Below are 25,061 nucleotides of genomic sequence, written 5' to 3' on the forward strand. Positions count from 1 at the left end.
AAACCAGATTGAGCCCGGCAGGGTACCGACCGATGCCGACGCGCTCTATCGCATCCACATGACCGTGCGATGACAGCGCAGCGGCGATTCAGCTTGGCCGCGCCCGGTCAGGCACCTCATCCCAGCCAGCCCTGCATCGTCGGCCACCAGCCGGCCATCACCGCCGGGCCCTGCATGCGCGTCCGCCACCAGCGCAGCGCGGCCCCCTCCTCGCCCGGCCGCCAGGCCAGCCAGAAGGTCTCGTCGGGCTTGGGCTCTTCCACCTGCTTGATCACCAGCCGACCCTGCTGGACCGCCTGCTGCACGTACGGCGCCGGCAGGAAACCGAACCCGAGCCCGGCGCATTGCAGGCGGAACTTGCTGACCGTATCGGGCACCGTCACCGTCTCCTGCCCCATCAGCAGGCCCACCGTGCGCGGCAGCAACCGCCGCGCCGAATCGGCCACCGCGATCGCACAGTGCGCGGCCAGCTGTTCGCGCCCCAAGGGCCCGGGCGCCGCCGCCAGCGGATGCGAGGGCGACACCGCGAACACGAATTCCACCACGCCCATCGGCTCCACTACGTAGCCGCCACCACTCGGCCCTTCGCCGGCCGCGCCCACCAGCAGGTCCGCGCGCCGGTCCAGCAGGGCCTCCCAGGTGCCCGACAGCGACTCGCTGATCAGCCGCACGCGGGTCTGTTCGGCCACTGCATTGAACGCGCGCACGTCCTCGGCCAACAGCGCCGGCTGGAACATCGAGTCCACCGCGACGGTCAGCTCCGCTTCCCAGCCCGAGGCCACCCGGCGCACCCGCATCTCCAGCTCGCGCGCGGCACGCAGCAGGTGCCGCCCCTCTTCCAGCAGCGCCTGCCCGGCCTGGGTCAGCTGCGCGCGCGGGCCCACCCGGTCGAACAGCTGCACGCCCAGGTCCTGTTCCAGCTTGGACACCGTGTAGGAAATGGTCGACGGCACCTTGTGCAGCGCCTTGCCGGCCGCGGCGAACGAGCCGCGGCGGTCGATGGCGTCCAGGATCTGCAGGGCATCCAGGCTGAGCTTGAGCATTCGAATTTTTCGATGATGGCTTGCGAAACTATCCGTTTTTCAAACCCCAGGCGCAAGCGGATACTGGCGCCAACAGGAAAGGGACACGGCAAACGCCTCCCGGACCACCATCGAAACCATCGAATACCCGAGGAGATCCACCATGCTGCAGATCCGCAAGAGCACCACCCGTGGCAAGGCCGACCATGGCTGGCTGAACTCCATGCACACCTTCTCCTTCGCCAACTACTACGACCCGCGCTACACCAGCTTCGGCCCGCTGCGGGTGATCAACGAGGACCGCGTGCAGGCCGGCCAGGGCTTCGGCACCCACAGCCACGCCAACATGGAAATCATCTCCTACGTGCTCGGCGGCGCACTGGAGCACAAGGACTCGATGGGCACCGGCTCGGTGCTGCGCTACGGCGACGTGCAGCGCATGAGCGCCGGCAGCGGGGTCAGCCACAGCGAGTTCAACCATTCGGCCGACGAGACGGTGCACTTCCTGCAGATCTGGCTGTTCCCCGACCAGGAGAACATCGCCCCGAGCTACCAGGAGACCCATTTCGCCCCCGAGGCCAAGCGCGGCCAGCTGCGCCTGATCGCCGCCAAGGATGGGCGTGACGGCGCGCTGCTGATCTACCAGGACGCCAACATCTACGCCACGATCCTGGACGGCAACGATCGCGTGCAGCTGCCGCTGGCCCCGCGTCGCGGTGTCTATGTGCAGGTGGCCCGGGGCCAGGTGCAGGTCAACGGCATCCCCCTGGACACCGGCGACGCGCTGCAGATCAGCGACGAGGCGCAGGTGACGCTGGAAAACGCCACCGATGCCGAAGTGCTGGTGTTCGACCTTCCGCTGTAAGCCCGTGCGATGAATGCAGGCGGCCCCGACCCGATCGGGGTCGCCTGCTGCGCGTCAGGCCGTGGGCACCGGCGCATCCGCGGCGATCAGCTGCTGCTGTTTCAGTTCGGCCCAGAACGCGGCCGGGATGGCCACCGACATCGAGGCCACGTTGGCCAGTACCTGTTCGGGCGTGCGCGCCCCGGGGATCACCGCCGACACCACCGCCGGCGCATCGGCGAACTGCAGCGCCGCGGTGCGCAGGTCGACGCCGTGACGATCGCAAATGGCTTGGACCCTGGCGCGCTTGTCCGGCGCCCAGGCAGGCACTGTGCCGTCGTACAGATACCGCTCGCGCCCGGCCAGGTAGCCGGCCAGCAGCGGCGACCCCACCACCACCGACGCGCCGTGCGCGGCGATCTTCGGGAAGGTGTCGTGCAGGGCCTGGTCGTGGTCCAGAAGCGAGTACTGGCAGGCCAGCAGGAAGATGTCCGGGTCGGCCTCGTCGATCGCGCGCAGCGCAGGCTCGGGGCGGTTCACGCCGAATCCCCACGCCTTGATCAGCCCCTCTTCGCGCATGCGGGTCAACGCCGGCATCGCGCCCTTGGCCGCCTCGGTGAAGCGCTGCTCCCACGGCATGCCCAGGTCCTTCTCGTTGTCCGGAGACAGGTCGTGGATGAACACCACGTCCAGCTGCGACACGCCGAGCCGGTTGAGGCTGTCCTCCACCGAGCGGCGGGTGCCGTCGGCCGAATAGTCGTACCGGTAGTGGAACGGTGACGGTTCCTGCCACATCGTTTTCTGCAGTGCGCCCGTCGTGGCCGTCAGCAGGCGGCCGACCTTGGTCGACAGGGTGTACTCGCGTGCCGGGTGGTTGTGCAGGTGATGGCCGTAACGACGCTCACTGAGGCCCAGCCCATACCAGGGCGAGGTATCGAAACAGCGCACGCCGGCCGCATAGGCCGCTGCCAGCGTCGCCTCACTGATGGCATCGGTGGTGGCCGCAAAGCCATTGCCGATCGCCACCCCGCCCAGTCCCAGCCGGGTGTGCGGCCGATAGCGCCCCGCCTGCCCCGCCGCGTTGGTGGCCAGCGTGCGCGCACTGACCTGCCCGCGCGTGGGCAGCACGCTGCCCGGGCCAGCGGCTTGGGCGAGCAACGGGGACGCCGCCAATGCGGCAGTGCCGACAGCGGCGGCGGAAAGAAACTGGCGACGTGCGTTCACGGCGACTCCTGCAGGGCGGACCAATGCCCACCCTCGCATTCGCGCGGTGCACGCCATGCGTGGACGGCGTCAACGTAACGGCAATAGCGGCCTGGACCGCCTGCAGCACCCCGGCGCACGGGCCGGGGTGCTGCGCATCATCAGAACTTGTAGTTGAGGGTCAGCCGCACGTTGCGCGGTTCGCCCCAGGTGTAGGTGCTGTACCAGCTGAAGATCGTGTAGTAACGCTTGTCCAGCAGGTTGTTGACGTTGAGCGTGGCCGACAGCTGGTCGTTGAACTCATACCGCGCCATCGCGTCCAGCAGCCAGTACGGCTCGGTGCGGTGGACCAGGCTGGCACCGTTGGCCGGGTTGGTGATGGTGCCGAAGGTGCTGCCCTGCCAGCGCGCACCGCCGCCCACGCTCCAGCCCTGCAGCGCGCCGCCCTGCAGGCGGTAGCTGGTGTGCAGGCTGAACTGGTCTTCCGGCTCCAGCGTGGAGACCTTGGTCGACTGCTGCCGCGCGATCTTGTGCGCGTAGCCGCCCTGGACCTGCCAGCCCGGCGCCACCTGGCCGGACATCTCCAGCTCGTAGCCCTTGGTGCGCACGCCCATCAGCCCGCGGTAGGCGATGCCACCGCTGGGGGTGCGGCCACCGGTGGGTTCGGCGTAGTTGTCCTGGTCGAGCTGGAACACCGCCGCGCTGGCATTGAAGCGGCCCTCGAGGAATTCGGCCTTCAGCCCGGCCTCGTAGCTGCGCCCTTCCATCGGGTCGAGCGTCTTGCCCTGCTCGTCCTGGTTGCCCTGCGGCTTGAAGATGGTGCTGTAGCTGGCGAAGACCGAGAAGTTGCGGTTGAGGTCGTAGACCACGCCGGCGTACGGCACGATCACGCCGCTTTCGTCGGTATCTGGCGATTTATAGTTGGCGATGCGGCTGCCGACGATCAGCTTGAGCGGATCGGCCAGGTCGAAGCGGCCCACCACGTACGCACCGCTCTCGCGGGTCACCTGGTTGTCGCCGTAGCCCCACTGCCAGTCCGGCTCGGGCACGTCACCGGTCCAGCTGTAGTAGTCGGCCACGCTGCTGATGTAGCCGGGCTGCGGCGAGTAACCGTTGTTGACCCAGCGCTTGCGCGACACGCTACCGCCCACCACCAGTTCGTGCTGGCGACCGAACCAGTCGAACGTGCCGCTGACATACAGGTCGGCGGCGTTGCTGGTGGTCTTGCCGATGTACTGGCCCAGCCACATGCTCACGCCCTCCCCCGTCACCGGGTCCGGGTTGCCACCGGCGGCCGCGCCGAGCGAGGCGTCGTACCCGTTGACCTGGTGGTTGAGCTGCAGCTTGGCCACCCAGTCATTGCCGAAGGTGTGCTCCAGCGTGGCGAAGGCGGTGCGGCTGTACTGGCCCCAGCGGCTCCAGCGCGCCCCGTTGTTGAACGAACGCGGCATGTCGTTGAAGGCGCCGGTGCTGTCCAGCAGCGGAATGCCGCCCCAGCTGGAACCGCGCGGATCGCTGTCCTGGTAGTCGGCGCCGACGGTGAGCAGCGTGCTGTCGTCGAGATCGGCTTCCAGGATGCCGTAGAACACCTGGTTGCTGCGCTGGTAGTGGTCCACGTTGGAATGCTTGTCCTGGTAGGCCCCGACCACGCGGCCACGCACGCGCCCGCTTTCGGTCAGCGGCCCGCCGACGTCCACCTCGGCGCGGTAGCTGTCCCACGAGCCCACACCCAGCGTGGCGCTGCCGGCCAGTTCGCGGGTCGGCTTCTTGCGCACCAGGTTGATGGTCGCGCCCGGGTCGCCCATACCGGTGAGCAGGCCGGTGGCGCCCTTGAGCACTTCCACGCGGTCGTAGATGGCCATGTCGCTGAGCGTATTGCCGGCCGAGTACGCCGAATCGCGCGCCATCGGAATGCCGTCGTACTGGAAGTTCTGCACCGCAAAGCCGCGCGCGTAGTACTCGGTGCGCTCGCTGTCGTAGGTAACGATGCTGATGCCCGGGGTGACCTTCATGACATCGTCGATGCCATTGAGCGCGAAGTCACTCATCTCCTGCCGGGTGATCACGCTGATCGACTGCGGCGTCTGCCGCGGGCTCAGCACCAGCCGGGTGGCGGTGGCGATGGTGCCGGGCGTGTACGAATCGCTGCCCTCGGTGACGGTGCCCAACTGGTTGGCGGTGACCTGCACGGTCTGCAGGGTCTGCGCTGCGTCGTCCTTGGGCGGTGCCGGCGCGTCGTCGGCCTGTGCGGCCGTGGCAAACACGGCAAGGCCAAGTGCGCTGGCCAGTGCCAGGCTCAACGGGGACAACGACGGCGACGACGCAGCGCGACCGACGCGGGTGGGGACAACACGGAACGAAGCAACGGACACGGCAACGCCTCCAGCAAGGAAAGAAGTCCTCTGGCGGCGGCTGGAGGGAAAGGGGGGTTGAAGGCTGCAACGCCTTCAGTGCGGCGCGATTCTACTCGCGCAGCCGCGGGCTGTCGCGGTCCACGATGACGCAGCCTGCCTTGGCCATCGCAGGCGCTGGGCCCGTGGGCGCGCGCGAAATTAGCAAAACTACTAACTCACCGGTAGACTGTGTGCCGGCATGCGTCACCGCAGCGCATGCACTCACAACGGCCCACGAGGCACGCACATGATCGATTTCTCCCCCGCCCAGCGCGGCGGCCTTCCGCCCTTGACCGGCACCCGCTGGCCGATCCGTTGCGGCCATGGCTTTTCCGCCGAGGAACTGGCGCAGCTGCGCGACGGCCTGTGGCCCCGCGCCAGCGACGATCGCTGGGCGGTGTGGCTGGACGGCACCACCCTGCGGTGCTGGCGCGCGCTGACCAGCGGCTGCATCTACGAAAGTGTGATTGTCATGGCCGACGATGGCAGCGGTACCGCCGTGGTTCTGGATGTGCTCGACGACCCGACGCAGTACCAGCGCGCCAGCACCGACAGCGGCGAACTGGAGCGTTTCGAAGGTGTAGTGCGGTTGGCCCTGGCGCAGGCACGCGCGGCCTGATCACCGGGCGGCGCGGCCGCCCTGCCCTGCCACGGCGTGCCGGGACACCCCGGACGCCGGGCGACGCGCGCTAGGCGATCAGATCGCCCGGCACCGCCGGGGCATCCTGCAGCCCGGCCATCGCCTGTTGCAGTTCGCGCATCCGGAACGGTTTCTGCAGGCCATGCCGCGCCCGGAAATTCGGCGGGATGGCGGTGCCATCGTAGCCGGTGACAAACATGTAGGGGATGCCGCGCGCTTCCAGCGCTTCGGCAATCGGGAACGACGGCGTGCCGCCGAGGTTCACATCGAGCATGGCGCAGTCGATGCCGCCGCCCTGCAGCGCCGCCAGTGCGGCATCCACATTGGCGGCCACCGCCGCCACTTCATAACCGAGTTCAATCAGGCAGTCTTCGACCATCATCGCGACCAGCGATTCGTCTTCAACCACCAGTACGCGCGCCTTCATCAGTCAACCTCGTGTGCATCGTCAGGCAGGGGAATCGAGACCCGGAAGGTTACACCCTCGGGCTCAAAGGCCAGATCCACGTTACCCCCCATGTCGTGTTTGAGTCCGCGTTCCAGCAGCCGCGATCCAAAGCCGCGCTGGGCCGGCGGCTGTACCTGCGGGCCGCCGCGCTCGCGCCACACCAGCTCCAGCTCCTCGCCGTCGCCGCGCCGGTTGCGCTGCCAGGCAATATGCACCGACCCGTCTGGCGTGGACAACGCGCCGTGTCGGGCCGCGTTGGCACACAACTCATGCAGTGCCATGGCCAGTGCCATCGCGCGGCGCGGATCGATCCGGCACGATTCGCCCTGCACCTCGAACTGTCGTGCATCAAACCGGCCCTGTGCAGCGAGCCCACGGGCCAGCTCGGCGACGTCTGCGCTGTGCCAGTTTTCGCGGGTCAGCACATCGTGCGCGCTGGCCAGGGCGAGCAGGCGCTCTTCGATCTTGCCGCAGGCGTCGTCCATGCCCTCGGCATTGGCGAAGGTCTGCCGCGCGATCGACTGCACAGTGGCCAGCGTGTTCTTGACCCGGTGATTCAATTCGTTGACCAGCAACTGCAGGTGCTCGGCGTGGCGGGTGCGTTCGGTGATGTCGCGGGTGCTGCCGGCAATGGCTTCCACCTGCCCGTCCGGCCCGAACACCGGCGTAAAGATGTAGTCGTAGACGCGGGTGCCTTCGGTGGTGTGCGGGAACGGCACCTCGCCACGTACCGGTCGACGGGTGGCGATCACCTGCTCGATCTCGTCGTCATGCATGGCGGCGTGCCATGGCGCATAGCCCAGTTCCAGGCAGGTCTTGCCGGCTGCCTCTTCCCACCGCATGCCCCACATGTCCAGCAACGCCTTGTTGGCATAGATGAAACGATGCTGCAGATCGAAGACATACGACAGATCCGGCGTGGCCTGCAGGAGGGCCTCGTAGATACGCCACTTCGCGGTGTCGTGTTCGTGTTCGTGCAGCACAGAAGGGCCCATCCACAGTCGGCAGAGAACCATAGGTGTACACCCGTGAAAGACGAGTCAGCGCAGCAGGCGGGCGTTCATGCTGCATCCGCCGTCGAAGGACGGGGCCTACCTTGACGCATCCCTTCCCTGCAGAGGGGTAAAAAAAGACGCAAAAAAAAGCCCCTGAGCTTGCGCTCAAGGGCTTTTCTCACATCTGGCGGAGCGGGAGGGATTCGAACCCTCGATAGAGTTTTAAGCCCTATACTCCCTTAGCAGGGGAGCCCCTTCAGCCACTCGGGCACCGCTCCAGTGTTCTGGTTCCGCCGCTGCGTTGAATCATCTCAGCGGGGGCGCGAATAATAACGTTTTCCGCGCCCGAAGGTAAAGCCTTAATCCGAAGAATTTTCACTTCCGGATGCATTCGGCTCATCGCCGCGCTGGATACGCTGGTAAATCTCTTCGCGGTGCACGGCCACGTCCTTCGGAGCAGTGATACCGATACGCACCTGGTTGCCCTTGACGCCGAGCACGGTCACGCTGACCGAGTCACCGATCATCAGGGTTTCGCCTACGCGGCGAGTCAGGATCAACATTTTTGCAAGTCTCCAGGGAACCGGTGGATCTTCCCCACCGGCTCGGCGCCCAGCCAAGGAACGCCACACGACAAAGGGAAAGGATTAGCCATAGTACCGTCAGGCCTCCCGCCCCTTCAAGGAGCAGGAAGCTTCAGGTGTTCAGATACGGGGAGTGACCCAGTCGACAACGGCCGCAAGGGCAGAAGCAAGGGCGGGCCCGTCCTCGCCACCACCCTGGGCGAGATCCGGGCGGCCGCCGCCCTTGCCCCCGGTCTGACTGGCGATATGGGACAACAGTTCCCCCGCCTTGACCTTGCCCATTGCACTGCCGTTCACGCCGGCGACCAGGGCTGCCTTGCCGTCCTGGGTGCCGGCCAGCACGATCACCGAGTCGCCCAGCTGCTGCTTGAGGCGGTCGATTGCGTCACGAAGCGCCTTGGCATCGAAGCCTTCCAGGCGCGCGGCCAGGATCTTGATGCCGTTGACCTCGACCGCCGACGCACCGAGATCGGCGGTGGCGCCCGCGGCCTGCTTGGCCTTCAATGCGTCCAGTTCGCGTTCCAGCTTCTTCTGGCGCTCACCGAGCTGGCGGATCTTGTCGACCACGTCGCCGGCGTTGCCGCCGAGCAGCGACGCCGCTTCGCCAAGCACGGCCTCTTCGTGGGCCACGTAATCCAGCGCACCCTGCCCGGTCACCGCTTCAATGCGGCGCACGCCCGAGGACACGCCGCCTTCGGAGGTGATCTTGAACAGGCCGATGTCACCTGTGCGGCCCACGTGGGTGCCGCCGCACAGTTCGGTGGAGTAATCGCCCATCTTCAGCACGCGCACGTTCTCGCCATACTTCTCGCCGAACAGCGCCATCGCGCCGAAGTCCAGCGCTTCCTGCATGGCCATGTTGTGCACTTCGACGGCGTTGTTGGCCCGCACCTGCGCGTTGACCTTGCGCTCGACGACCGCCAGGTCCTCGGCGCTGATCGGGGCGAAGTGCGCGAAGTCGAAGCGCAGGCGGTCCGGCGCCACCAGCGAGCCCTTCTGCTGCACATGGGTGCCCAGCACTTCGCGCAGGGCGGCGTGCAGCAGGTGGGTGGCGGAGTGGTTGAGGATGGTGGCGCCACGGCGCTCGCCATCGACCTGGCCACGCAGCACATCGCCCACCTTCAGGCTGCCCTGGGTGATCGAGCCGACGTGGCCATGGAACTGGCCGGCGAACTTCTGGGTGTCGCTGACCTGTACCTGCCCACCCGCACCGGCGAGTTCACCGGTGTCGCCGACCTGGCCGCCGGATTCGGCGTAGAACGGGGTCTGGTCGGTGATCACGATCACCTCGTCACCGGCCTGCGCCGCGTCCACCGGGCGACCGTCCTTGAGCATGGCCAGCACGGTCAGGCCGTCGGCCTGCAGGCGGTCGTAGCCCAGGAACACGGTCGGCTTGAGCGTGGCCACCAGGTCGGCGGACAGGGTCACGCCGCCGCCGAACTTGCCGGCGGCGCGCGCGGTTTCGCGCTGGTTGTCCATCGCGGCGTTGAAGCCGTCCATGTCCACCGTCATGTCGCGCTCGCGGGCGATGTCGGCGGTCAGGTCGACCGGGAAGCCGTAGGTGTCATACAGGCGGAAGGCATCCACGCCCGGGATCACGCCGTCGCTGACCTTGGCCGCCACGTCGTCGAAAATCTTCATGCCCGAGTCGAGGGTTTCAGCGAAACGCTCTTCCTCGGCCTGCAGCGCGCGCACCACGGTATCGGCCTGGGCCGGAAGTTCCGGATAGGCCACGCCCATCTGCTCGACCAGGGTCGGCACCAGCTTGCTGAAGAACGGCTGGCGCACGCCCAGCATCCAGCCGTGGCGCAGCGCGCGACGGATGATCCGGCGCAGCACGTAGCCGCGGCCTTCGTTGGACGGCAGCACGCCATCGACGATCAGGAACGAGCAGGCCCGGATATGGTCGGCAATGACACGCAGCGACTTGTTCTCCAGGTCGGCCATGCCGGTCAGTTCGCTGGCCTTGCGGATCAGCGCCTGGAACAGGTCGATTTCATAGTTGGTGTGCACGTGCTGCAGGATCGCGGCCAGGCGCTCCAGACCCATGCCGGTGTCCACGCAGGGCGCCGGCAGCGGCACCAGGGTGCCGTCGGGCTGGCGATCGAACTGCATGAACACCAGGTTCCAGATTTCGATGAAGCGGTCGCCGTCTTCGTCCGGCGAGCCCGGGGGGCCGCCGGCGATGTGGTCGCCGTGGTCATAGAAGATCTCGGTGCACGGGCCGCACGGGCCGGTTTCGGCCATCTGCCAGAAGTTGTCCGACGCGAACGGCGCACCCTTGTTGTCGCCGATGCGTACGATGCGCGCTTCCGGGATGCCGATCATGTCGCGCCACAGCGCGTAGGCCTCGTCATCGGTCTGGTAGACCGTGACCAGCAGGCGCTCGGCCGGCAGCTTCCAGACCTGGGTCAGCAGCTCCCAGGCCCAGGCGATGGCGTCCTTCTTGAAGTAATCGCCGAAGGACCAGTTGCCCAGCATTTCGAAGAAGGTGTGGTGGCGCGCGGTGTAGCCGACCTGGTCCAGGTCGTTGTGCTTGCCGCCGGCGCGCAGGCAGCGCTGGACGTCCGCGGCGCGCACGTAGCTGCGCTTTTCCGCGCCAAGGAACACGTCCTTGAACTGCACCATGCCGGAGTTGGTGAACAGCAGGGTCGGATCATTGCCCGGCACCAGAGGCGCCGACGGCACGATGGTGTGGCCCTTTCCCTTGAAGAACTCAAGGAAATCGCTGCGGATCTGGGAGGTAGTGAATGTGACGGATGCGTTCATGGGGGCTGGCTTTATGCGGGCCGGCCGGTCCATGGCACTCAGCCCCAATGGCCGGGTGTCGCTGCTGGACCGCCGAAACCACAAAGGGTATCAGGCCCGGGCCGCTCAGTCGTCAGGGTCGTAGCGGGTGGCGCGCCGAATGGTGTCGCCGTCGAACCCGCGCCGGGCCAGCAGATCGGCCGCTTTACGGCGTTGCGGCAGCTCCTGGGGGCCGGCCTCGCCGAAACGACGGCAGACCAGATCCCGGGCATTTTCGGCCCAATCGCCCTCGAAGGTGTCCATGGCCAGGGCGATCTGTTCGCTGTCCAGCCCATGGGTGCCCAGTTCGGCACGGATATGGATCGGACCGTAGCCGGTGTTGGCCCGGATCCGGACCAGGTTCTCGGCGAACCGGGTGTCGTCCTGCCAGCCGGCCTCGCTCAGCTTGTCGACCGCCGCCACGGCGGCCTCGGTCTCGATGCCCCGGGCCTGCAGCTTGCGGGTCAGTTCCTTGCGCGAATGCTCCCGGCGCACCAGCAGGCCCAGCGCCCGTTGGACCGGGGTCTGTTCACTGACACGGCGTTTACGGCGGGGTGCCGGGCTGTCGGAATCCTGCATGGCCACCTTTACTCAATCAAATGCGCCGTCCCTGGCGCTCCCCCCGTCGGGGGAATACGGAAACCGCGGTGCAGGGCGAGCGTCACTGACGGCGCTGCCCTGCCCCGCAGGAAACTCACTCGACGTCGTCTTCGGCGTCGTCGCCGCCTTCACGGGCAGCCTCTTCCGGCTGGAACTTCTCGCGCAGCTCGGCTTCCAAGCGCTGGGCGATCTGCGGGTTGTCGCGCAGGTAACCGCGGGCATTGTCCTTGCCCTGGCCGATGCGCTCATCGCCGTAGCTGTACCAGGCGCCGGCCTTCTCGACCAGCTTGGCTTCCACGCCCATGTCGATCAGTTCGCCTTCGCGGCTGATGCCTTCGCCGTACAGGATCTCGGTGATGACCTGCTTGAAGGGAGGTGCCAGCTTGTTCTTGACGACCTTGATCTTGGTCTGGTTGCCGATGATCTCGTCGCCCTTCTTGATCGCGCCGATGCGGCGGATGTCCAGGCGGACCGAGGCGTAGAACTTCAGGGCGTTGCCGCCGGTGGTCACTTCCGGGCTCTGGCCCGGCATCATCACGCCGATCTTGTGGCGCAACTGGTTGATGAACACCACCAGGGTATTGGAGCGCTTGATGTTGCCGGTGAGCTTGCGCAGCGCCTGGCTCATCAGACGGGCCTGCAGGCCCGGCAGCTGGTCGCCCATTTCGCCTTCGATTTCGGCCTTGGGGGTCAGCGCGGCAACCGAGTCGACCACCACGATGTCCACCGAGCTGGACCGCACCAGCATGTCGGCGATTTCCAGCGCCTGCTCACCGGTATCGGGCTGCGACAGCAGCAGGTCGTCCACGTTCACGCCCAGCTTGGCGGCGTAGATCGGGTCCAGTGCATGCTCGGCGTCGATGAAGGCAGCGGTGCCGCCCTTCTTCTGGCATTCGGCAATGGCCTGCAGGGTCAGGGTGGTCTTGCCCGAGGATTCCGGACCGTAGATTTCAACGACACGCCCCTTGGGCAGGCCACCAATGCCGAGTGCGATATCCAGCATCAGCGAACCGGTGGGGATGACCTCGACCGCTTCGACGACGCGGTCGCCCATGCGCATCACGGCGCCCTTGCCGAACTGCTTTTCGATCTGGCTCAGCGCGGCGGTGAGGGCGCGCTTTTTGTTTTCGTCCATCGGAGTGGTCCTTGCAGAGGTCGTGTCGGTGGAGGTGCTGTCTTTGGAAGTCTTCTTGGCCATGGGTTCACTTTAAGGCTGGCGTATCGCACAGGCTGAGATTCTGCCCGGCGTTCGGAAAAAAATTATCGGACATCCGTACCAACCTCAGCGGAACCAGAGAATCGCCACAAAAGACCGTGCAGGTTTTACGTAGTAGAGGGGTCAGCGGTTGGGCCGCAGCAGGCCGCAATAGAGGCCTTCGATTGCGAAGTCCTGGTCGGGCAGCACTTCGATCGGTTTGTAATCGGGGTTGCGCGGCAGCAACCGGATGCGGTCCTTGCCCATCTTGAGCAGCTTGACGGTGATCTCGTCATCGATGCGCGCCACCACGATCTGGCCCGAGCGGGCGTCGCGGGTGCGGTGCACGCCGATCAGGTCGCCGTCGAAGATGCCTTCGTCGATCATCGAATCGCCCTGCACCTTGAGCAGGTAATCCGGCGCAGGCGAGAAGAACACCCGGTCGAGCACCACGAAATCGTCGGACCCGATGTCCGCGCCGATCGGCAGACCCGCAGCGACCCGGCCCAGCACCGGAAGGCGCAGTACGTGGTCGGGCAATGCGGGCACCGACAGCGAGGCCGGCAGGCCGTCCTGCAGCGGCGGCGCCTGCACCAGCCGGATGCCGCGCGCCTGCCCGGGAATGCGACGGATCGCCCCGGCCTGCTCCAGCGCTTCCAGATGGTACTGGGCCGCGCGCACGCCCTTGAAGCCGAACGCGCGGGCGATTTCCGTCTGCGACGGCGGTGCGCCATCGGTCTCTATACGCTCGGCGATCAACTGCAGGATCGCCTGCTGGGTATCGGTCAGGTCCATGGTTAGTAGTATTACTACTAACGATGTGGGCACGCAAGTGCCCACAGAAGAAGAGCAGGAAGCGGCAGGACCATCCCACCCCCACCGAAGCCTTCAGCACTCCGTAGCCACCGACCGTTGGTCGGTGACCGCGCGAACGCGCGGCACTGCATGCCGGCGCGGATTCTGGTCGGCTTCGACTGTGTTTCCGGGGTTTGGCGTGTGCAATCCCATGGGCCAGAGATTCATGACGCCGAAACGAAGAGCAGCCACCCATGGGGTGGCTCTACCGGGTGGTGTCTGATCCTTCGGCAAGCACGCATGGGCGAACCAGATCTGTGTTGGCTGGACCGGTAGCCACCGACCGTTGGTCGGTGACCGCGCGAAGGCGCGGCACTGCATGCCGGCGCGGATTCTTGTCGGCTTCGGCTAGGGTTCCGGGGTTTGGCGTGTGTAATCCCATGGATCAGGGTTCCATGACGACCGAAACGGAGAGCAGCCACCCATTGGGTGGCTCTACCGGGTGGTGTCTGATCGTGCGGCAAGCGCGTGTGGGCGGCGAACCTGTGCTGTGTTGGCTGAGCCGGTAGCCGCCGACCGTTGGTCGGTGGTCGCAATCGGGCGTTCACGGCCGGCGAAGGACGGGCGGCGACGTTAGCTGGAGGGTCATGAGGGCGGCCAGGTAGAGCAGCCGACCAACGGTCGGCTCTACGTGCAATCTGCCGCGTTGGCGGCAGATTGCGGGATCCTTCGGATCCCAGCGGCAAGAACCCTAGGGGTTCTTGCCGCTGCGCCAGATCGAAAACAGTATCCACACGCCACAGAAGCCCGCGCCGATGAAGCCGGCCACGCCCAGTGCCAGCAGCCAGCGGCTGGAGACGCCACCTACGCTGTGCATGACGATGGAGGAGCCGATGATCAGCGCGGCGGTCACGATGCCCATCACCAGCCGGTTGGCGGCGCGGTTGACCTGGTCGCCGAAGCCTTGCAGCGCGGTGGTTTCCACTTTCAGTTGCAGGCGCCCGCGGCGTGCCATCTGCAGCAGGCGGCGGACGTCGCGCGGCAGGTCGCCGAGCAGGTCCATCACCCCGACCAGGCTGCGCTTGCCGCGTTTGAGCACCGCGCCGGGCGCATAGCGCTGCCACATCACCCGTTCCAGGTAGGGCCGCGCCGCACTGGCCATGTCGAACTGCGGGTCGAGCTGGCGGCCCATGCCCTCCAGGGTCAGGAAGGTCTTGATCATCAGCGCCAGGTCGGCCGGCAGGGTCAGCGAGTACTGGCGCAGCAGCGTGGTGATGTTGCCCAGCATCAGGCCCATGTGCAGGTCCTTGAGCGGCACGCCACGGTACTGGTCAACGAAGGTGCTGATGTCCTGCTGGAGCCGCGATTCGTCCACGTCCACGCCGCCGGCCCAGTCCAGCAGCACGTCCGACACCGCTTCAGGCTCCTGGCTCACCAGCCCGTGCAGCAGCTGCGCGACCTGGAAGCGACGCTGCTCGGAAATGGCGCCGACCATGCCGAAATCGATCACACCGATCCGCCCGTCGCGCAGGTAAATGATGTTGCCCGGGTGCGGGTCGGCATGGAAACACCCGTCCTCCAGCACCATCTTGAGCACGATGTAGGCGCCACGACGCGCCAGCTGCACGCGGTCCAGGCCGGCTGCGTCGACGCCGGCCAGGTCGCGCCCGGGAATGCCATCCACGAAGTCCTGCACGTTGAGGCTTTCGCAGGTCCACTGCCAGTGTACGTTGGGTATCAGGATGTCCTGGCGCCCCTGGAAGTTGCGGGCGATGCGCTCGGCATTGCGGCATTCGGCGGCGAAATCCAGCTCGCGACGCAGCGACACCTGGAACTGCTGCACCACTTCGGCCGGGCGGTAGCGCTGCAGGTCCGGCAGGCGCGCTTCGACAATCTCGGCCAGCCGGGCCAGCAGGCGCAGGTCGGCCTCGATCACTTCGCGGATGCCGGGCCGGCGGATCTTCAACACCACCGCGGTGCCGTCGTGCAGGGTCGCGCGATGGGCCTGGGCCAGCGAGGCGGCCGCCATCGGGGTTTCATCCAGCCACGCGAATACCTCGGTGGCCGGCGCGCCGAGGTCGGCCTCCAGCTGCTCGCGCACCTGCGCGTAGGGCAGCGCCGGCACGGCGTTCTGCAGTTCGGAGAATTCGGCGATCCAGTCCGGCGGGAACAGGTCCACGCGCGTGGCCAGCACCTGGCCCAATTTGACGAAGGTGGGGCCCAGGTCCTCCATCGCCCGACGCACCCGCACCGGGGCGGTCATGCGCAGCATCTCCGTGTCGTTCCAGTGCAGCAGGCGACCGGCCCGTTCCAGCACATCGGCCAGGCCGATCCGGCGCACCAGGTCGCCAAAGCCATAGCGGATCAGGACCGAGGCGATTTCCTGCAATCGCCCCAGGTCGCGCACGGTGCCCAGCGTTTCCCACATCGGTACAGCTCCTGTCGACGCACGCGCTCAGGATGTCACACCGGGGCGAAAATTCCCGTCAGCGCCTGCTGCACGGTCTGGCGGCGGATGGCATCGCGGTCGCCGTCGAACTGGAACAGCTGCGCCCGGGCGTAGCCGCCGCGTTGCTTCCAGCCGATCCAGACGCTGCCCACCGGTTTGTCCGGGCTGCCGCCGCCGGGGCCGGCGATGCCGGTCACCGCCACGGCCATGCCGGCGCCGGAATTGATCAACGCGCCGGACACCATTTCCAGCACGGTTTCACGGCTGACCGCGCCGAACTGTTCCAGGGTGTGTGCGCGCACGCCGAGCAGCCGCTGCTTGGCCTCGTAGCTGTAGACCACCATGCCGCAATCGAAGAACGCCGACGAGCCGGCCACGTCGGTCATCGCCTTGGCGATCCAGCCGCCGCTGCAGCTTTCAGCGCTGACCAGCTGCAGGGCAGCCTGCTGCAGGCGCTGGCCGACATCACGGGCGAGGACGCCGAGTTCGGCATCGGTGGGGACGTGCATGGGGATCCTGGAACGGGGGAACGAATGCCCCGTTTTAGCCGAAATCGACGGCGGTGTCGTGTGCGGGGCGTGCGACGCAGTGTCGCGACCGGTGCAGACGGACGGCGGATGCACGTAGAGCCGGGCTCTGCCCGGCTGATGCCCTGATGCACGTAGAGCCGGGCTCTGCCCGGCTGATGCCCTGATGCACGTAGAGCCGGGCTCTGCCCGGCTGATGCCCTGATACACGTAGAGCCGGGCTCTGCCCGGCTTGAAGGTGTCGAACAGCCGGGCAGAGCCCGGCGCTACGTATCGCGAACAGCCGGGCAGAGCCCGGCGCTACGAATCGCGAACAGCCGGGCAGAGCCCGGCGCTACGAATCGCGAACAGCCGGGCAGAGCCCGGCTCTACGGGGGCGCTGACAGCCGGGGAGAGCCCGGCTCTACGGGGCGTGGGGGCCGGCCGGRATTACCACTCCGGCAGCTTTTCCGGCAGCAGGGCGCGGATCGGTTCGCCGCCCTCGCCCGCCGCCAGTTTCTCGGCTTCGGCGATGGGCAGGTCGACGTCCAGCAGCCAGCCGTCTTCGTCGGCCTGTTCGCTGCGCACCACTTCCAGCTGGTGCAGGCGCGAGCGCAGCCGGCCGGCACTGGGCGGCAGCCGCAGTTCGCCGGTGACATGCTGCAGGCCCAGCCGCTTGCCCAGCACGGACTGCAGCAACGGCAGGCCAAGCCCGTCGCGCGCGGAAATCCAGACCCGCTCACGGCGCGCCTCATCGGGGATCCCGTCCTGCGCGTCGTGACGCACGTCGGCACCGTCGATGCGGTCGATCTTGTTGAAGACCAGCAGCTGCGGCAGATCCCCGGCACCGACGTCGGCCAGTACTTCGTCGACCTGGGCGATGCGCTCCTCGCGGTGCGGATCGGCCGCATCGACGATGTGCAGCAGGAAATCGGCTTCGCGCGCTTCGCTCAGGGTCGAGCGGAACGCAGCCACCAGCTCATGCGGCAGGTCGCGCACGAAGCCGACGGTGTCGGCCAGCACGACGCTGCCACCGGGCACGATGATGCGGCGCACGGTCGGGTCGAGGGTGGCAAACAGCTTGTCGGCGGCATACGCCTCGGCACCGGTCAGCGCATTGAACAGCGTCGACTTGCCCGCATTGGTGTAGCCCACCAGGGCCACGCGCGGCAACTCGCTGCGCACGCGCGCGCGGCGCATCTGGGTGCGCTGCACTTCTACTTTTTCCAGCTTCTTCTGCAGCTGCTCAACCCGCTTCTGGAGCAGGCGGCGGTCGGTTTCCAACTGGGTTTCACCCGGGCCGCGCAGGCCGATGGAACCGCCGCGCTGACGCTCCAGATGGGTCCAGCCGCGGATCAGCCGGGTGGACATGTGGCGCAACTGCGCCAGCTCGACCTGCAGTTTGCCTTCGTGGCTGCGCGCGCGCTGGGCGAAAATGTCCAGAATCAACCCGGAACGGTCGATCACGCGCCGTTCCAGGAAGCGTTCGAGGTTGCGTTCCTGCCCCGGCGACAGCGCATGGTTGACCAGGATCAGGTCGGCGCCGGTGGCATCGGCCACGGCTTTCACCTCGTCCAGCTTGCCGGTGCCGATCAGGATCGACGGATTGGGCCGATCGATGCGCGCGGTCACGGTCGCCGCGATGCTGGCCCCTGCCGAGCGGGCCAGATCGGTGAACTCTTCAAGCACATCGTCTTCGAGCCGGCCGGAATGCGGCTGGATCAGGAGTGCGTGTTCGCCTCGCTTGGAACGGTCAAACACGCAGTTCTCCGAAAATACCGAACGTATTACTCAACGTCGTCTTCACCTTGGACGCCTTCGGCGCCACCTTCATTGGACTGCACATAGCCGCCGCCCGGACCGACCCGCACGTTGCGTGCCGGGACCACGGTCGAAATGGCGTGCTTGTACACCATCTGGCTCACCGTATTACGCAGCAGCACCACGAACTGATCGAACGATTCAATCGTTCCCTGCAGCTTGATGCCGTTGACCAGATACACCGAAACCGGCACGCGCTCGCGCCGAAGTGCATTGAGAAACGGGTCCTGCAGCGATTGCCCCTTGGACATTGCCAACTCCTGATTATTGTTTTTATGGTCTTCCGGCAGTTCCACGGCCCCCGCCGCCCACCGGAATCCTTGATGGTACACGGGCCGGAGGGGAGAAGGCGTGGAGTCAGCGTGCGACGAAGGTCGACACCGCGTCTGCCAGGGAAGCCTTATCCAGATGGGGGTCGAACCAGCGCACATCAAGCTCGCCGCGCAGCCAGGTCAGCTGGCGCTTGGCCAGCTGGCGGGTGGCCTGGATGCCCCGGTCGCGGAACTGGCTGGCACTGCCCTGCCCGTCCAGGAACTCCCACGCCTGGCGATAACCGACCGCGCGGATCGCCGGCAGGTCCAGCGGCGCTGCCACCCGGGCCATCTCCGGCAGGGCGCGCAGGGCACGGACCTCGTCCAGGAAGCCGTGGGCCAGCATGGCGTCGAAACGGGTCTCGATGCGCTGGTGCAGGACGCTGCGCTCGCGCGGGGCCAGCACCAGCTTGAGGGTGCGCACCGGCAGGCGATCCACGCCGGGCAGCTTCTGCCATTCGCTGATCGGGGTGCCGCTCAGCCGGTACACCTCCAGCGCACGCTGGATGCGCTGGGGGTCGGTCGCGTGAATGCGCGCCGCGGCCACCGGGTCGATGCCGGCCAGTTCGGCGTGCAGCGCCGCCCAGCCCTCGGCGGCCGCCTGTTCGGCAATCCGCGCGCGGGTGTCGGGATCGGCCGGCGGCATCGGCGACAGTCCCTGCAGAAGCGCACGGAAGTACAGCCCGGTACCGCCGGCCAGTATCGGCATGCGACCGCGGGCGACGATGTCGGCGACCGCGCGCGCGGCATCGGCGGCGAACTCGGCCGCTGAATAGGTCTGCCACGGATCCCGCAGGTCCAGCAGGTGGTGCGGGGCCTGCGCGCGCTCGGCCGCATCCGGCTTGGCCGACCCGATCTCCAGGCCGCGGTAGACCAGCGCCGAATCGACGCTGACGATCTCGCCGCCCAGCTGCTGGGCCAGCGCGATCGCGGTGGCGGTCTTGCCCGACGCGGTCGGGCCCATCACCGCGATCGCCAGCGGACGCTGGTCTGCGCCCATCAGGCGTCGTCCGGCCAGCGCGGCATCGCCGGGGCGGCGTCCACGCGCGGCATCGGCACCGCGTCCACCGCGGCCCACACCTTGAGTGCGTCGACCGTGGCAGCCACGTCGTGCACGCGCAGCAGCATCGCGCCGCGCTGGGCGGCAATCAGGTGCGCGGCCACCGAGCCGGCCACGCGGTCGCGCGGCTGCTCCCGACCGGTCAGCTCGCCGATGCTGCGCTTGCGCGACAGGCCGGCCAGCATCGGTACGCCGAGATCGAGGAACCGCGCCGAGCGTGCCAGCAAGGTCATGTTGTGTTCGGTGGTCTTGCCGAAGCCGAAGCCCAGGTCGATGACCAGGTGCTTCTTGGCCACACCGGCCATCTCGGCCTGGAACATGCGCTCGGTCAGGAAGCGATGCACCTCGGCCACCACGTCGTGGTAGTGCGGGGTGTCCTGCATGCTGCCCGGCTCGCCCTGCATGTGCATCAGCACCACCGGCACGCCGAGGTCGGCGGCCGCGTCCAGTGCACCGGGCTGACGCAGGGCATGGATGTCGTTGATCATGCCGGCGCCAGCGGCCACGGCGGCACGCATCACCGCCGGCTTGAAAGTGTCGATGCTGATCGGCACCGCGGTTTCCGCCGCCAACCGCTCGATCACCGGGATCACCCGGCGCAGCTCTTCCTCCAGCGGCACCGGCGCGCTGCCGGGACGGGTGGACTCGCCCCCGATGTCCAGCAGGTCGGCACCCTCGGCCACCAGCTGCAGGCCATGCGCGACCGCCGCCTCCACGGTGTCGTGCGCGCCGCCGTCGGAAAACGAATCCGGGGTGACGTTGACGATGCCCATCACGCGCGGGCGGTCCAGCCGCAGCACGCGGCCGCCGCAATCGAGCTGGGGGGAAATGTCGAACATGGGCAGGTCCACGGAATACGCCAGCGCGTAGTTTACGCTGGCGTACCGCTGCGACCGTCAGAGATCGCCGAGCTTGGCGCCGTCCACTGGATTGGCCAGCCACTGCGCCAGATCGCTGCCGATCGCATTCACGGTGCGCTCCAGCACGTCGCAGGAGCCCTTGAAGCCGGCGAACGCTCCGCCACGCGACGTGCGCCGCGCCGTGACCGAGGCGATCTGCTTCCCGTCCTGGAACAACACACCCCGCGCGGTGGCCGACTTGAAGTGGCCGGAGAACGCATTGCCGGCGCTCTGCGCCTCGACCAGCTCCAGCTGCAGCACCCGACCGTGGTCGGTAGGCAGCGCGGTGTCGAAGACGATGGTGTTGCCATGCCTGGGCGCATCCTTGCCCAACGCGCTGGCCAGCTGCGCGCCGATGCGGCATTCGGTCTTGATGTTCTCGGCAATGTAGGACGACGCCGCATAGGGCACCGGGTCCTGCACGTGGATCTCGGCAGCCAGTACCGGTGTGGCACAGCACGACAGCGCCGCAACAGCGGCGCGCAACGAATGACGCATGGATTCCCCCTGGAATGTAGGCGCGCGATCACCGAGTGTGCCGCGCGGCAGCGTCATCCTGCCGCCACCCTGACCGCAGCGCAAGCCTCGCTCAGCGTTGCTGGCGGCGCTTGCGATCCACGTAAAGGGTCTTGGCAATGCTCAGCAGGATGCCCAACGCGATGCCGATGCCGGCGCCCAGCAGGAAGTTGTCGCGGAACAGGCCGATGCCTACACCCACCACCGTGGCGATCACCATTTCGGCGGTGTGCGACACCGGGGTCGGGGGCGGGATGGACATGGCAGCTCCGGAACGGACGACGAAAACGAGGGCGCCATTATGGCGCGGAAACGACGAAGGCCGGGTTGCCCCGGCCTTCGTCATTCACATCACTGCCTGCTTACAGCTGCTCGGCAGGACCGGCGATCGGCGGCACCGGACGGGCGTCGCCGCCCTTGTCGTTGTTGCTGCCGTTGCCACCGTCCTTGTTGGACTTTTCCCAGCCCATCGGCGGCGGCGGATCGCGGCCTTCCATGACCGCATCGATCTGCGGCACGTCGATGGTCTCGTACTGCAGCAGCAGCTGCGACATGGTGTGCAGCTTGTCGAGGTTGGCGGTCAGCAGTTCGGTGGTCCGGGCGTAGGCCTTGTCCAGGATGCTGCGCACCACTTCGTCGATGCGGCGCGCGGTGTCGTCGGAGACGCTCTTGTGCTGGGTGACCGAACGGCCCAGGAACACTTCATCGTCTTCCTCGCCATAGGCGATCGGACCCAGCTCGTCGGACAGGCCCCACTTGGTGACCATGTTGCGGGCCATCTTGGTGGCGCGCTCGATGTCGTTGGACGCACCAGTGGTGACCTTGTCGGTACCGAAGATCAGCTCTTCGGCCACACGGCCGCCGTACAGCGAGCACAGCTGCGATTCGATCGCCACGCGGTTCATCGAGTACTTGTCGCCTTCCGGCAGGTACATGGTCACGCCCAGCGCGCGACCGCGCGGGATGATGGTGACCTTGTAGACCGGATCATGCTCGGGCACCAGGCGGCCGACGATGGCGTGGCCGGCTTCGTGGTAGGCGGTGAGCGTCTTTTCTTCTTCGCTCATCGCCATCGAACGGCGCTCGGCACCCATCAGGATCTTGTCGCGGGCACGGTCGAAGTGGTCCATGCGGACTTCCTTCTCGCCCCCACGCGCGGCGAACAGCGCCGCCTCGTTGCAGAGGTTGGCCAGGTCGGCACCGGAGAAGCCCGGGGTACCGCGCGCGATCACCATCGGCTCGACGTCGTCGGCCAGCGGCAGCTTGCGCATGTGCACCTTGAGGATCTGCTCGCGGCCGCGCACATCGGCCAGGCCCACCACGACCTGGCGGTCGAAGCGACCCGGACGCAGCAGCGCCGGATCCAGCACGTCGGGACGGTTGGTGGCGGCGATGACGATCACGCCCTCGCCTCCCTCGAAGCCGTCCATCTCGACCAGCAGCTGGTTCAGGGTCTGCTCGCGCTCGTCATGACCGCCGCCCAGGCCGGCACCACGGTGGCGGCCGACGGCGTCGATTTCGTCGATGAAGATGATGCACGGCGCCTGCTTCTTGGCCTGCTCGAACATGTCGCGGACGCGGCTGGCGCCGACGCCGACGAACATTTCCACGAAATCCGAACCGGAGATCGAGAAGAACGGGACCTTGGCCTCGCCGGCGATGGCGCGGGCCAGCAGGGTCTTGCCGGTACCGGGCGGACCGACCATCAGCACGCCGCGCGGGATCTTGCCGCCCAGCTTGGTGAACTTGGTCGGGTCGCGCAGGAAGTCGACCAGTTCGCCCACTTCTTCCTTGGCTTCGTCGCAGCCGGCGACGTCGGCGAAGGTGACCTTGATCTGGTCCTCGCCCTGCAGCTTGGCGCGCGACTTGCCGAAGGACATGGCGCCCTTGGAGCCGCCACCGCCGCCCTGCATCTGCCGCATGATGAACAACCAGAAGCCGATGATCAGGATCACCGGGAGGAAGTTCATCAGGATGGCGCCCAGCGAGATGCCGCTGGACGGCTCTTCCTGGACGATTTCCACGTTCTTGCCGCGCAGCACGTTGATCAGGTCACGATCGTAGGGCGCGGTGATGGTGGCCGACTGGCCGCCACGGGTGGTGTAGGAAAGCTGGCTGGTGCCGCCGCGCACGTCACCGGCAAAGGTGACCTTCTGTACGTTGCCGCTGTCCACCTGGTCCAGGAACTGCGAATAGGTCGCGCCCTGGGCTCCCGCGCCGCTGCTCTTGGGCGAGAAGCTCTGGAAGACCACCATCAGCACCACGGCGACGACCACCCATAGCAGGAGGTTCTTGGTCAAGTCGTTCATCCTCATTGGCTCCGGTGTTCCTCTAATTCCTGACGCGATTCGTATGGTTGAGCTTACTTGATCTGCGCGCGTTTGCCCTGCCCCAAGGCATACACCTCGGGAGAGCGCTTGCGGGACGCTTCCGGCTTGCGGATGGCGACCTTGTCGTACCGGCGGCGCATCTCGCGCACGTAGTCGTCAAAGCCCACGCCCTGGAACAGCTTGATCAGGAACGCACCACCCGGCTTGAGATGGTTGTCGGCAAATTCCAACGCCAACTCCGCCAGGTGCATCATCCGCGGCTGGTCGACCGCGTCCATGCCACTTTTATTGGGGGCCATATCCGACAGAACAAGGTCTACCGGCTGATCCCCCAGCATCGCTTCAAACTCCGATAGGACGGTTTGCTCCCTGAAGTCTCCGTGAAGGAACTCCACGCCGGCCAGCGGCGGCATCTCCAGGATGTCCAGGGCCAGCACCCGGCCGGTGTCGCCAATCTGCCGGCGCACCTGCTGGGACCAGCCGCCCGGGGCCGCGCCCAGGTCGACCACCACCATGTGCGGCTTCAGCAACCGGTCACGCGCGAGCAGCTCCTCCAGCTTGTAAGCGGCGCGCGAGCGCATGCCCTCTGCCTGCGCCTTCTTCACGAAGGGGTCGGAAAAGTGTTCTTTCAACCAGCGTTGACTGCTCTTGCTGCGCGATACCATTGGTAATAGGGCCGGAACGGGTGGTCATGATACCCTGATCGCCCCAGTTAACCGCTTGTTCCTGAATGTCTATTGCCCTGACCTCTGCCCAGACCCGCTTCCTCCGCGGCCATGCCCATGATCTGAAAGCCCTGCTGCAGATCGGCGGCAAGGGGGTCACGCCGGCCTTCCTGGCCGAACTGGAGGAAGTTCTGGAACGCCACGAACTGATCAAGGTGAAGGTGGCTGCCGAAGACCGCGATGCCCGTGACGCGATGATCGCCGAACTGACCACCGCCTCCGGCGCCGCGCTGGTGCAGCGCATCGGCCATGTGGCCGTGCTGTACCGCCCGAGCAAGGAAATGCGCCAGATCGTGCTGCCGCGCGGCTGATCCGGACCCCACGATGCAACTGAGTCACGAACTGCCCGATTACGCCTACGCCCTGCGCGCCGCCGATGGCCGCACCGCGAAGGTGAATGACCGCACCCTGGCCAGCAGCTTCGTGCTGACCCCGGAGACGCTGATCGAGGCGTGGCCGGTGGCCAATATCGCCGAACTGACCCCCGAGCACCTGCAGCCGGTGCTGGCGCTGAATCCGGCGCTGGTGGTCCTGGGCACGGGCGAAACCCAGGTGTTCCCGCCGGCCGCCGTGATGGCCGCCTGCCTGACCCGTGGCATCGGCCTGGAAGTGATGAACAACCCGGCAGCGGCCCGGACCTTCAACATCCTGGCCGGCGAAGGCCGCAAGGTGGCGGCGGCGTTCATCCTCACCGGCTGAAACCGGCGAATTTCGTTCAGGAAAGGCCGCCGCGAGCGGCCTTTTTTGTGCCTTTGGAATGCCCGGTAGAGCCGACCATTGGTCGGCTGCGCGAAACACCCGGTAAACCCGACAGTCGGTCGGCTGCCCGAAACACCCGGTAAACCCGACCGTCGGTCGGCTGCCCGGAACGCCCGGTAGAGCCGACCGTTGGTCGGCTGCGCGGAATCCCCGGTAGAGCCGACCGTTGGTCGGCTGCC

Annotated in this window: 24 protein-coding genes and 1 tRNA gene; 4 read left to right on the forward strand and 21 right to left on the reverse strand. The window is 67.0% G+C overall.

Annotated elements, in window-relative coordinates:
• Positions 1-116: 116 nt before the first annotated feature.
• Entirely contained in the window at positions 117-1,043 is a 927-nt protein-coding gene (locus AC1DCJ_RS01420) for a LysR family transcriptional regulator (RefSeq protein WP_478069914.1), read from the reverse strand.
• A 142-nt stretch (positions 1,044-1,185) separates the two neighbouring features.
• Between AC1DCJ_RS01420 and AC1DCJ_RS01425 the strand changes: the two genes are divergently transcribed.
• A complete protein-coding gene (locus AC1DCJ_RS01425) occupies positions 1,186-1,887 on the forward strand; it encodes a pirin family protein (protein ID WP_478069915.1) in 702 nt (233 codons plus the stop codon).
• A 54-nt stretch (positions 1,888-1,941) separates the two neighbouring features.
• Here AC1DCJ_RS01425 and AC1DCJ_RS01430 read toward each other — a convergent pair whose 3' ends face one another.
• Positions 1,942-3,090 carry an aldo/keto reductase gene (locus tag AC1DCJ_RS01430; protein WP_478069916.1) on the reverse strand — a complete coding sequence of 383 codons (1,149 nt, stop codon included), beginning with the start codon at positions 3,088-3,090 and terminating at the stop codon, positions 1,942-1,944.
• A 140-nt stretch (positions 3,091-3,230) separates the two neighbouring features.
• A complete protein-coding gene (locus tag AC1DCJ_RS01435) occupies positions 3,231-5,378 on the reverse strand; it encodes a TonB-dependent siderophore receptor (protein ID WP_478070119.1) in 2,148 nt (715 codons plus the stop codon).
• A 331-nt stretch (positions 5,379-5,709) separates the two neighbouring features.
• Here AC1DCJ_RS01435 and AC1DCJ_RS01440 point away from each other — a divergent pair, with 331 nt between their 5' ends.
• Positions 5,710-6,081, forward strand: coding sequence for a hypothetical protein (locus tag AC1DCJ_RS01440; RefSeq protein ID WP_137189144.1), 372 nt, complete (start codon positions 5,710-5,712; stop codon positions 6,079-6,081).
• 70 nt (positions 6,082-6,151) lie between these two features.
• On the opposite strand, the gene AC1DCJ_RS01445 is transcribed toward AC1DCJ_RS01440, so the two are convergent.
• From AC1DCJ_RS01445 to rlmE, 18 genes are all read right to left on the reverse strand, one after another.
• The gene (locus AC1DCJ_RS01445) at positions 6,152-6,529 is read right to left on the reverse strand and encodes a response regulator (RefSeq protein ID WP_137189143.1); all 378 of its coding nucleotides are present in this window, start codon (positions 6,527-6,529) and stop codon (positions 6,152-6,154) included.
• Positions 6,529-7,530, reverse strand: coding sequence for a sensor histidine kinase (locus tag AC1DCJ_RS01450; protein WP_478070120.1), 1,002 nt, complete (start codon positions 7,528-7,530; stop codon positions 6,529-6,531). Before AC1DCJ_RS01450 ends, AC1DCJ_RS01445 begins: the two co-directional genes overlap by 1 nt.
• A 200-nt stretch (positions 7,531-7,730) precedes the next feature.
• Positions 7,731-7,823, reverse strand: a tRNA-Ser gene (locus AC1DCJ_RS01455).
• 81 nt (positions 7,824-7,904) lie between these two features.
• Positions 7,905-8,108 carry a carbon storage regulator CsrA gene (gene csrA, locus AC1DCJ_RS01460; protein ID WP_019183311.1) on the reverse strand — a complete coding sequence of 68 codons (204 nt, stop codon included), beginning with the start codon at positions 8,106-8,108 and terminating at the stop codon, positions 7,905-7,907.
• 141 nt (positions 8,109-8,249) lie between these two features.
• On the reverse strand, positions 8,250-10,898 hold the full coding sequence (alaS, locus tag AC1DCJ_RS01465; protein ID WP_478069917.1) for an alanine--tRNA ligase: 2,649 nt from the start codon (positions 10,896-10,898) through the stop codon (positions 8,250-8,252).
• Positions 10,899-11,003: 105 nt separating this feature from the next.
• Positions 11,004-11,495 (reverse strand): recombination regulator RecX, encoded by a 492-nt coding sequence (recX, locus tag AC1DCJ_RS01470; protein WP_313424594.1) that lies wholly within the window; start codon positions 11,493-11,495, stop codon positions 11,004-11,006.
• A gap of 115 nt (positions 11,496-11,610) precedes the next feature.
• Entirely contained in the window at positions 11,611-12,651 is a 1,041-nt protein-coding gene (recA, locus tag AC1DCJ_RS01475; RefSeq protein WP_137189140.1) for a recombinase RecA, read from the reverse strand.
• 204 nt (positions 12,652-12,855) lie between these two features.
• Positions 12,856-13,506: a transcriptional repressor LexA gene (gene lexA / locus AC1DCJ_RS01480; protein ID WP_128096926.1), complete on the reverse strand. Its 651-nt coding sequence runs from the start codon at positions 13,504-13,506 to the stop codon at positions 12,856-12,858.
• Positions 13,507-14,257: 751 nt separating this feature from the next.
• The gene (gene ubiB, locus AC1DCJ_RS01485; RefSeq protein ID WP_478069918.1) at positions 14,258-15,934 is read right to left on the reverse strand and encodes a 2-polyprenylphenol 6-hydroxylase; all 1,677 of its coding nucleotides are present in this window, start codon (positions 15,932-15,934) and stop codon (positions 14,258-14,260) included.
• Between the two features lie 35 nt (positions 15,935-15,969).
• Complete coding sequence (locus tag AC1DCJ_RS01490) at positions 15,970-16,464, reverse strand: CinA family protein (protein ID WP_137189137.1); 495 nt, start codon at positions 16,462-16,464, stop codon at positions 15,970-15,972.
• Positions 16,465-16,911: 447 nt separating this feature from the next.
• Complete coding sequence (gene hflX / locus AC1DCJ_RS01495; protein WP_038689128.1) at positions 16,912-18,222, reverse strand: ribosome rescue GTPase HflX; 1,311 nt, start codon at positions 18,220-18,222, stop codon at positions 16,912-16,914.
• 26 nt (positions 18,223-18,248) lie between these two features.
• A complete protein-coding gene (gene hfq, locus AC1DCJ_RS01500) occupies positions 18,249-18,533 on the reverse strand; it encodes an RNA chaperone Hfq (protein WP_137190031.1) in 285 nt (94 codons plus the stop codon).
• 106 nt (positions 18,534-18,639) lie between these two features.
• A complete protein-coding gene (miaA, locus tag AC1DCJ_RS01505; RefSeq protein WP_478069919.1) occupies positions 18,640-19,593 on the reverse strand; it encodes a tRNA (adenosine(37)-N6)-dimethylallyltransferase MiaA in 954 nt (317 codons plus the stop codon).
• A complete protein-coding gene (gene folP / locus AC1DCJ_RS01510) occupies positions 19,593-20,492 on the reverse strand; it encodes a dihydropteroate synthase (RefSeq protein ID WP_478069920.1) in 900 nt (299 codons plus the stop codon). Before folP ends, miaA begins: the two co-directional genes overlap by 1 nt.
• A gap of 57 nt (positions 20,493-20,549) precedes the next feature.
• On the reverse strand, positions 20,550-21,050 hold the full coding sequence (locus AC1DCJ_RS01515) for a hypothetical protein (protein WP_320488253.1): 501 nt from the start codon (positions 21,048-21,050) through the stop codon (positions 20,550-20,552).
• A 91-nt stretch (positions 21,051-21,141) separates the two neighbouring features.
• Entirely contained in the window at positions 21,142-21,330 is a 189-nt protein-coding gene (locus AC1DCJ_RS01520) for a hypothetical protein (protein ID WP_038689133.1), read from the reverse strand.
• A gap of 100 nt (positions 21,331-21,430) precedes the next feature.
• The gene (ftsH, locus tag AC1DCJ_RS01525) at positions 21,431-23,377 is read right to left on the reverse strand and encodes an ATP-dependent zinc metalloprotease FtsH (protein WP_038689135.1); all 1,947 of its coding nucleotides are present in this window, start codon (positions 23,375-23,377) and stop codon (positions 21,431-21,433) included.
• A gap of 53 nt (positions 23,378-23,430) precedes the next feature.
• Positions 23,431-24,063 (reverse strand): 23S rRNA (uridine(2552)-2'-O)-methyltransferase RlmE, encoded by a 633-nt coding sequence (rlmE, locus tag AC1DCJ_RS01530; protein WP_038689137.1) that lies wholly within the window; start codon positions 24,061-24,063, stop codon positions 23,431-23,433.
• Positions 24,064-24,128: 65 nt separating this feature from the next.
• Between rlmE and yhbY the strand changes: the two genes are divergently transcribed.
• Both yhbY and AC1DCJ_RS01540 read left to right on the forward strand, forming a co-directional pair.
• Positions 24,129-24,434 (forward strand): ribosome assembly RNA-binding protein YhbY, encoded by a 306-nt coding sequence (gene yhbY, locus AC1DCJ_RS01535; protein ID WP_038689139.1) that lies wholly within the window; start codon positions 24,129-24,131, stop codon positions 24,432-24,434.
• 13 nt (positions 24,435-24,447) lie between these two features.
• Complete coding sequence (locus AC1DCJ_RS01540) at positions 24,448-24,822, forward strand: Mth938-like domain-containing protein (protein WP_137189133.1); 375 nt, start codon at positions 24,448-24,450, stop codon at positions 24,820-24,822.
• Positions 24,823-25,061: the final 239 nt, after the last annotated feature.

It is taken from the genome of Stenotrophomonas sp. 10N36, assembly GCF_056395005.1.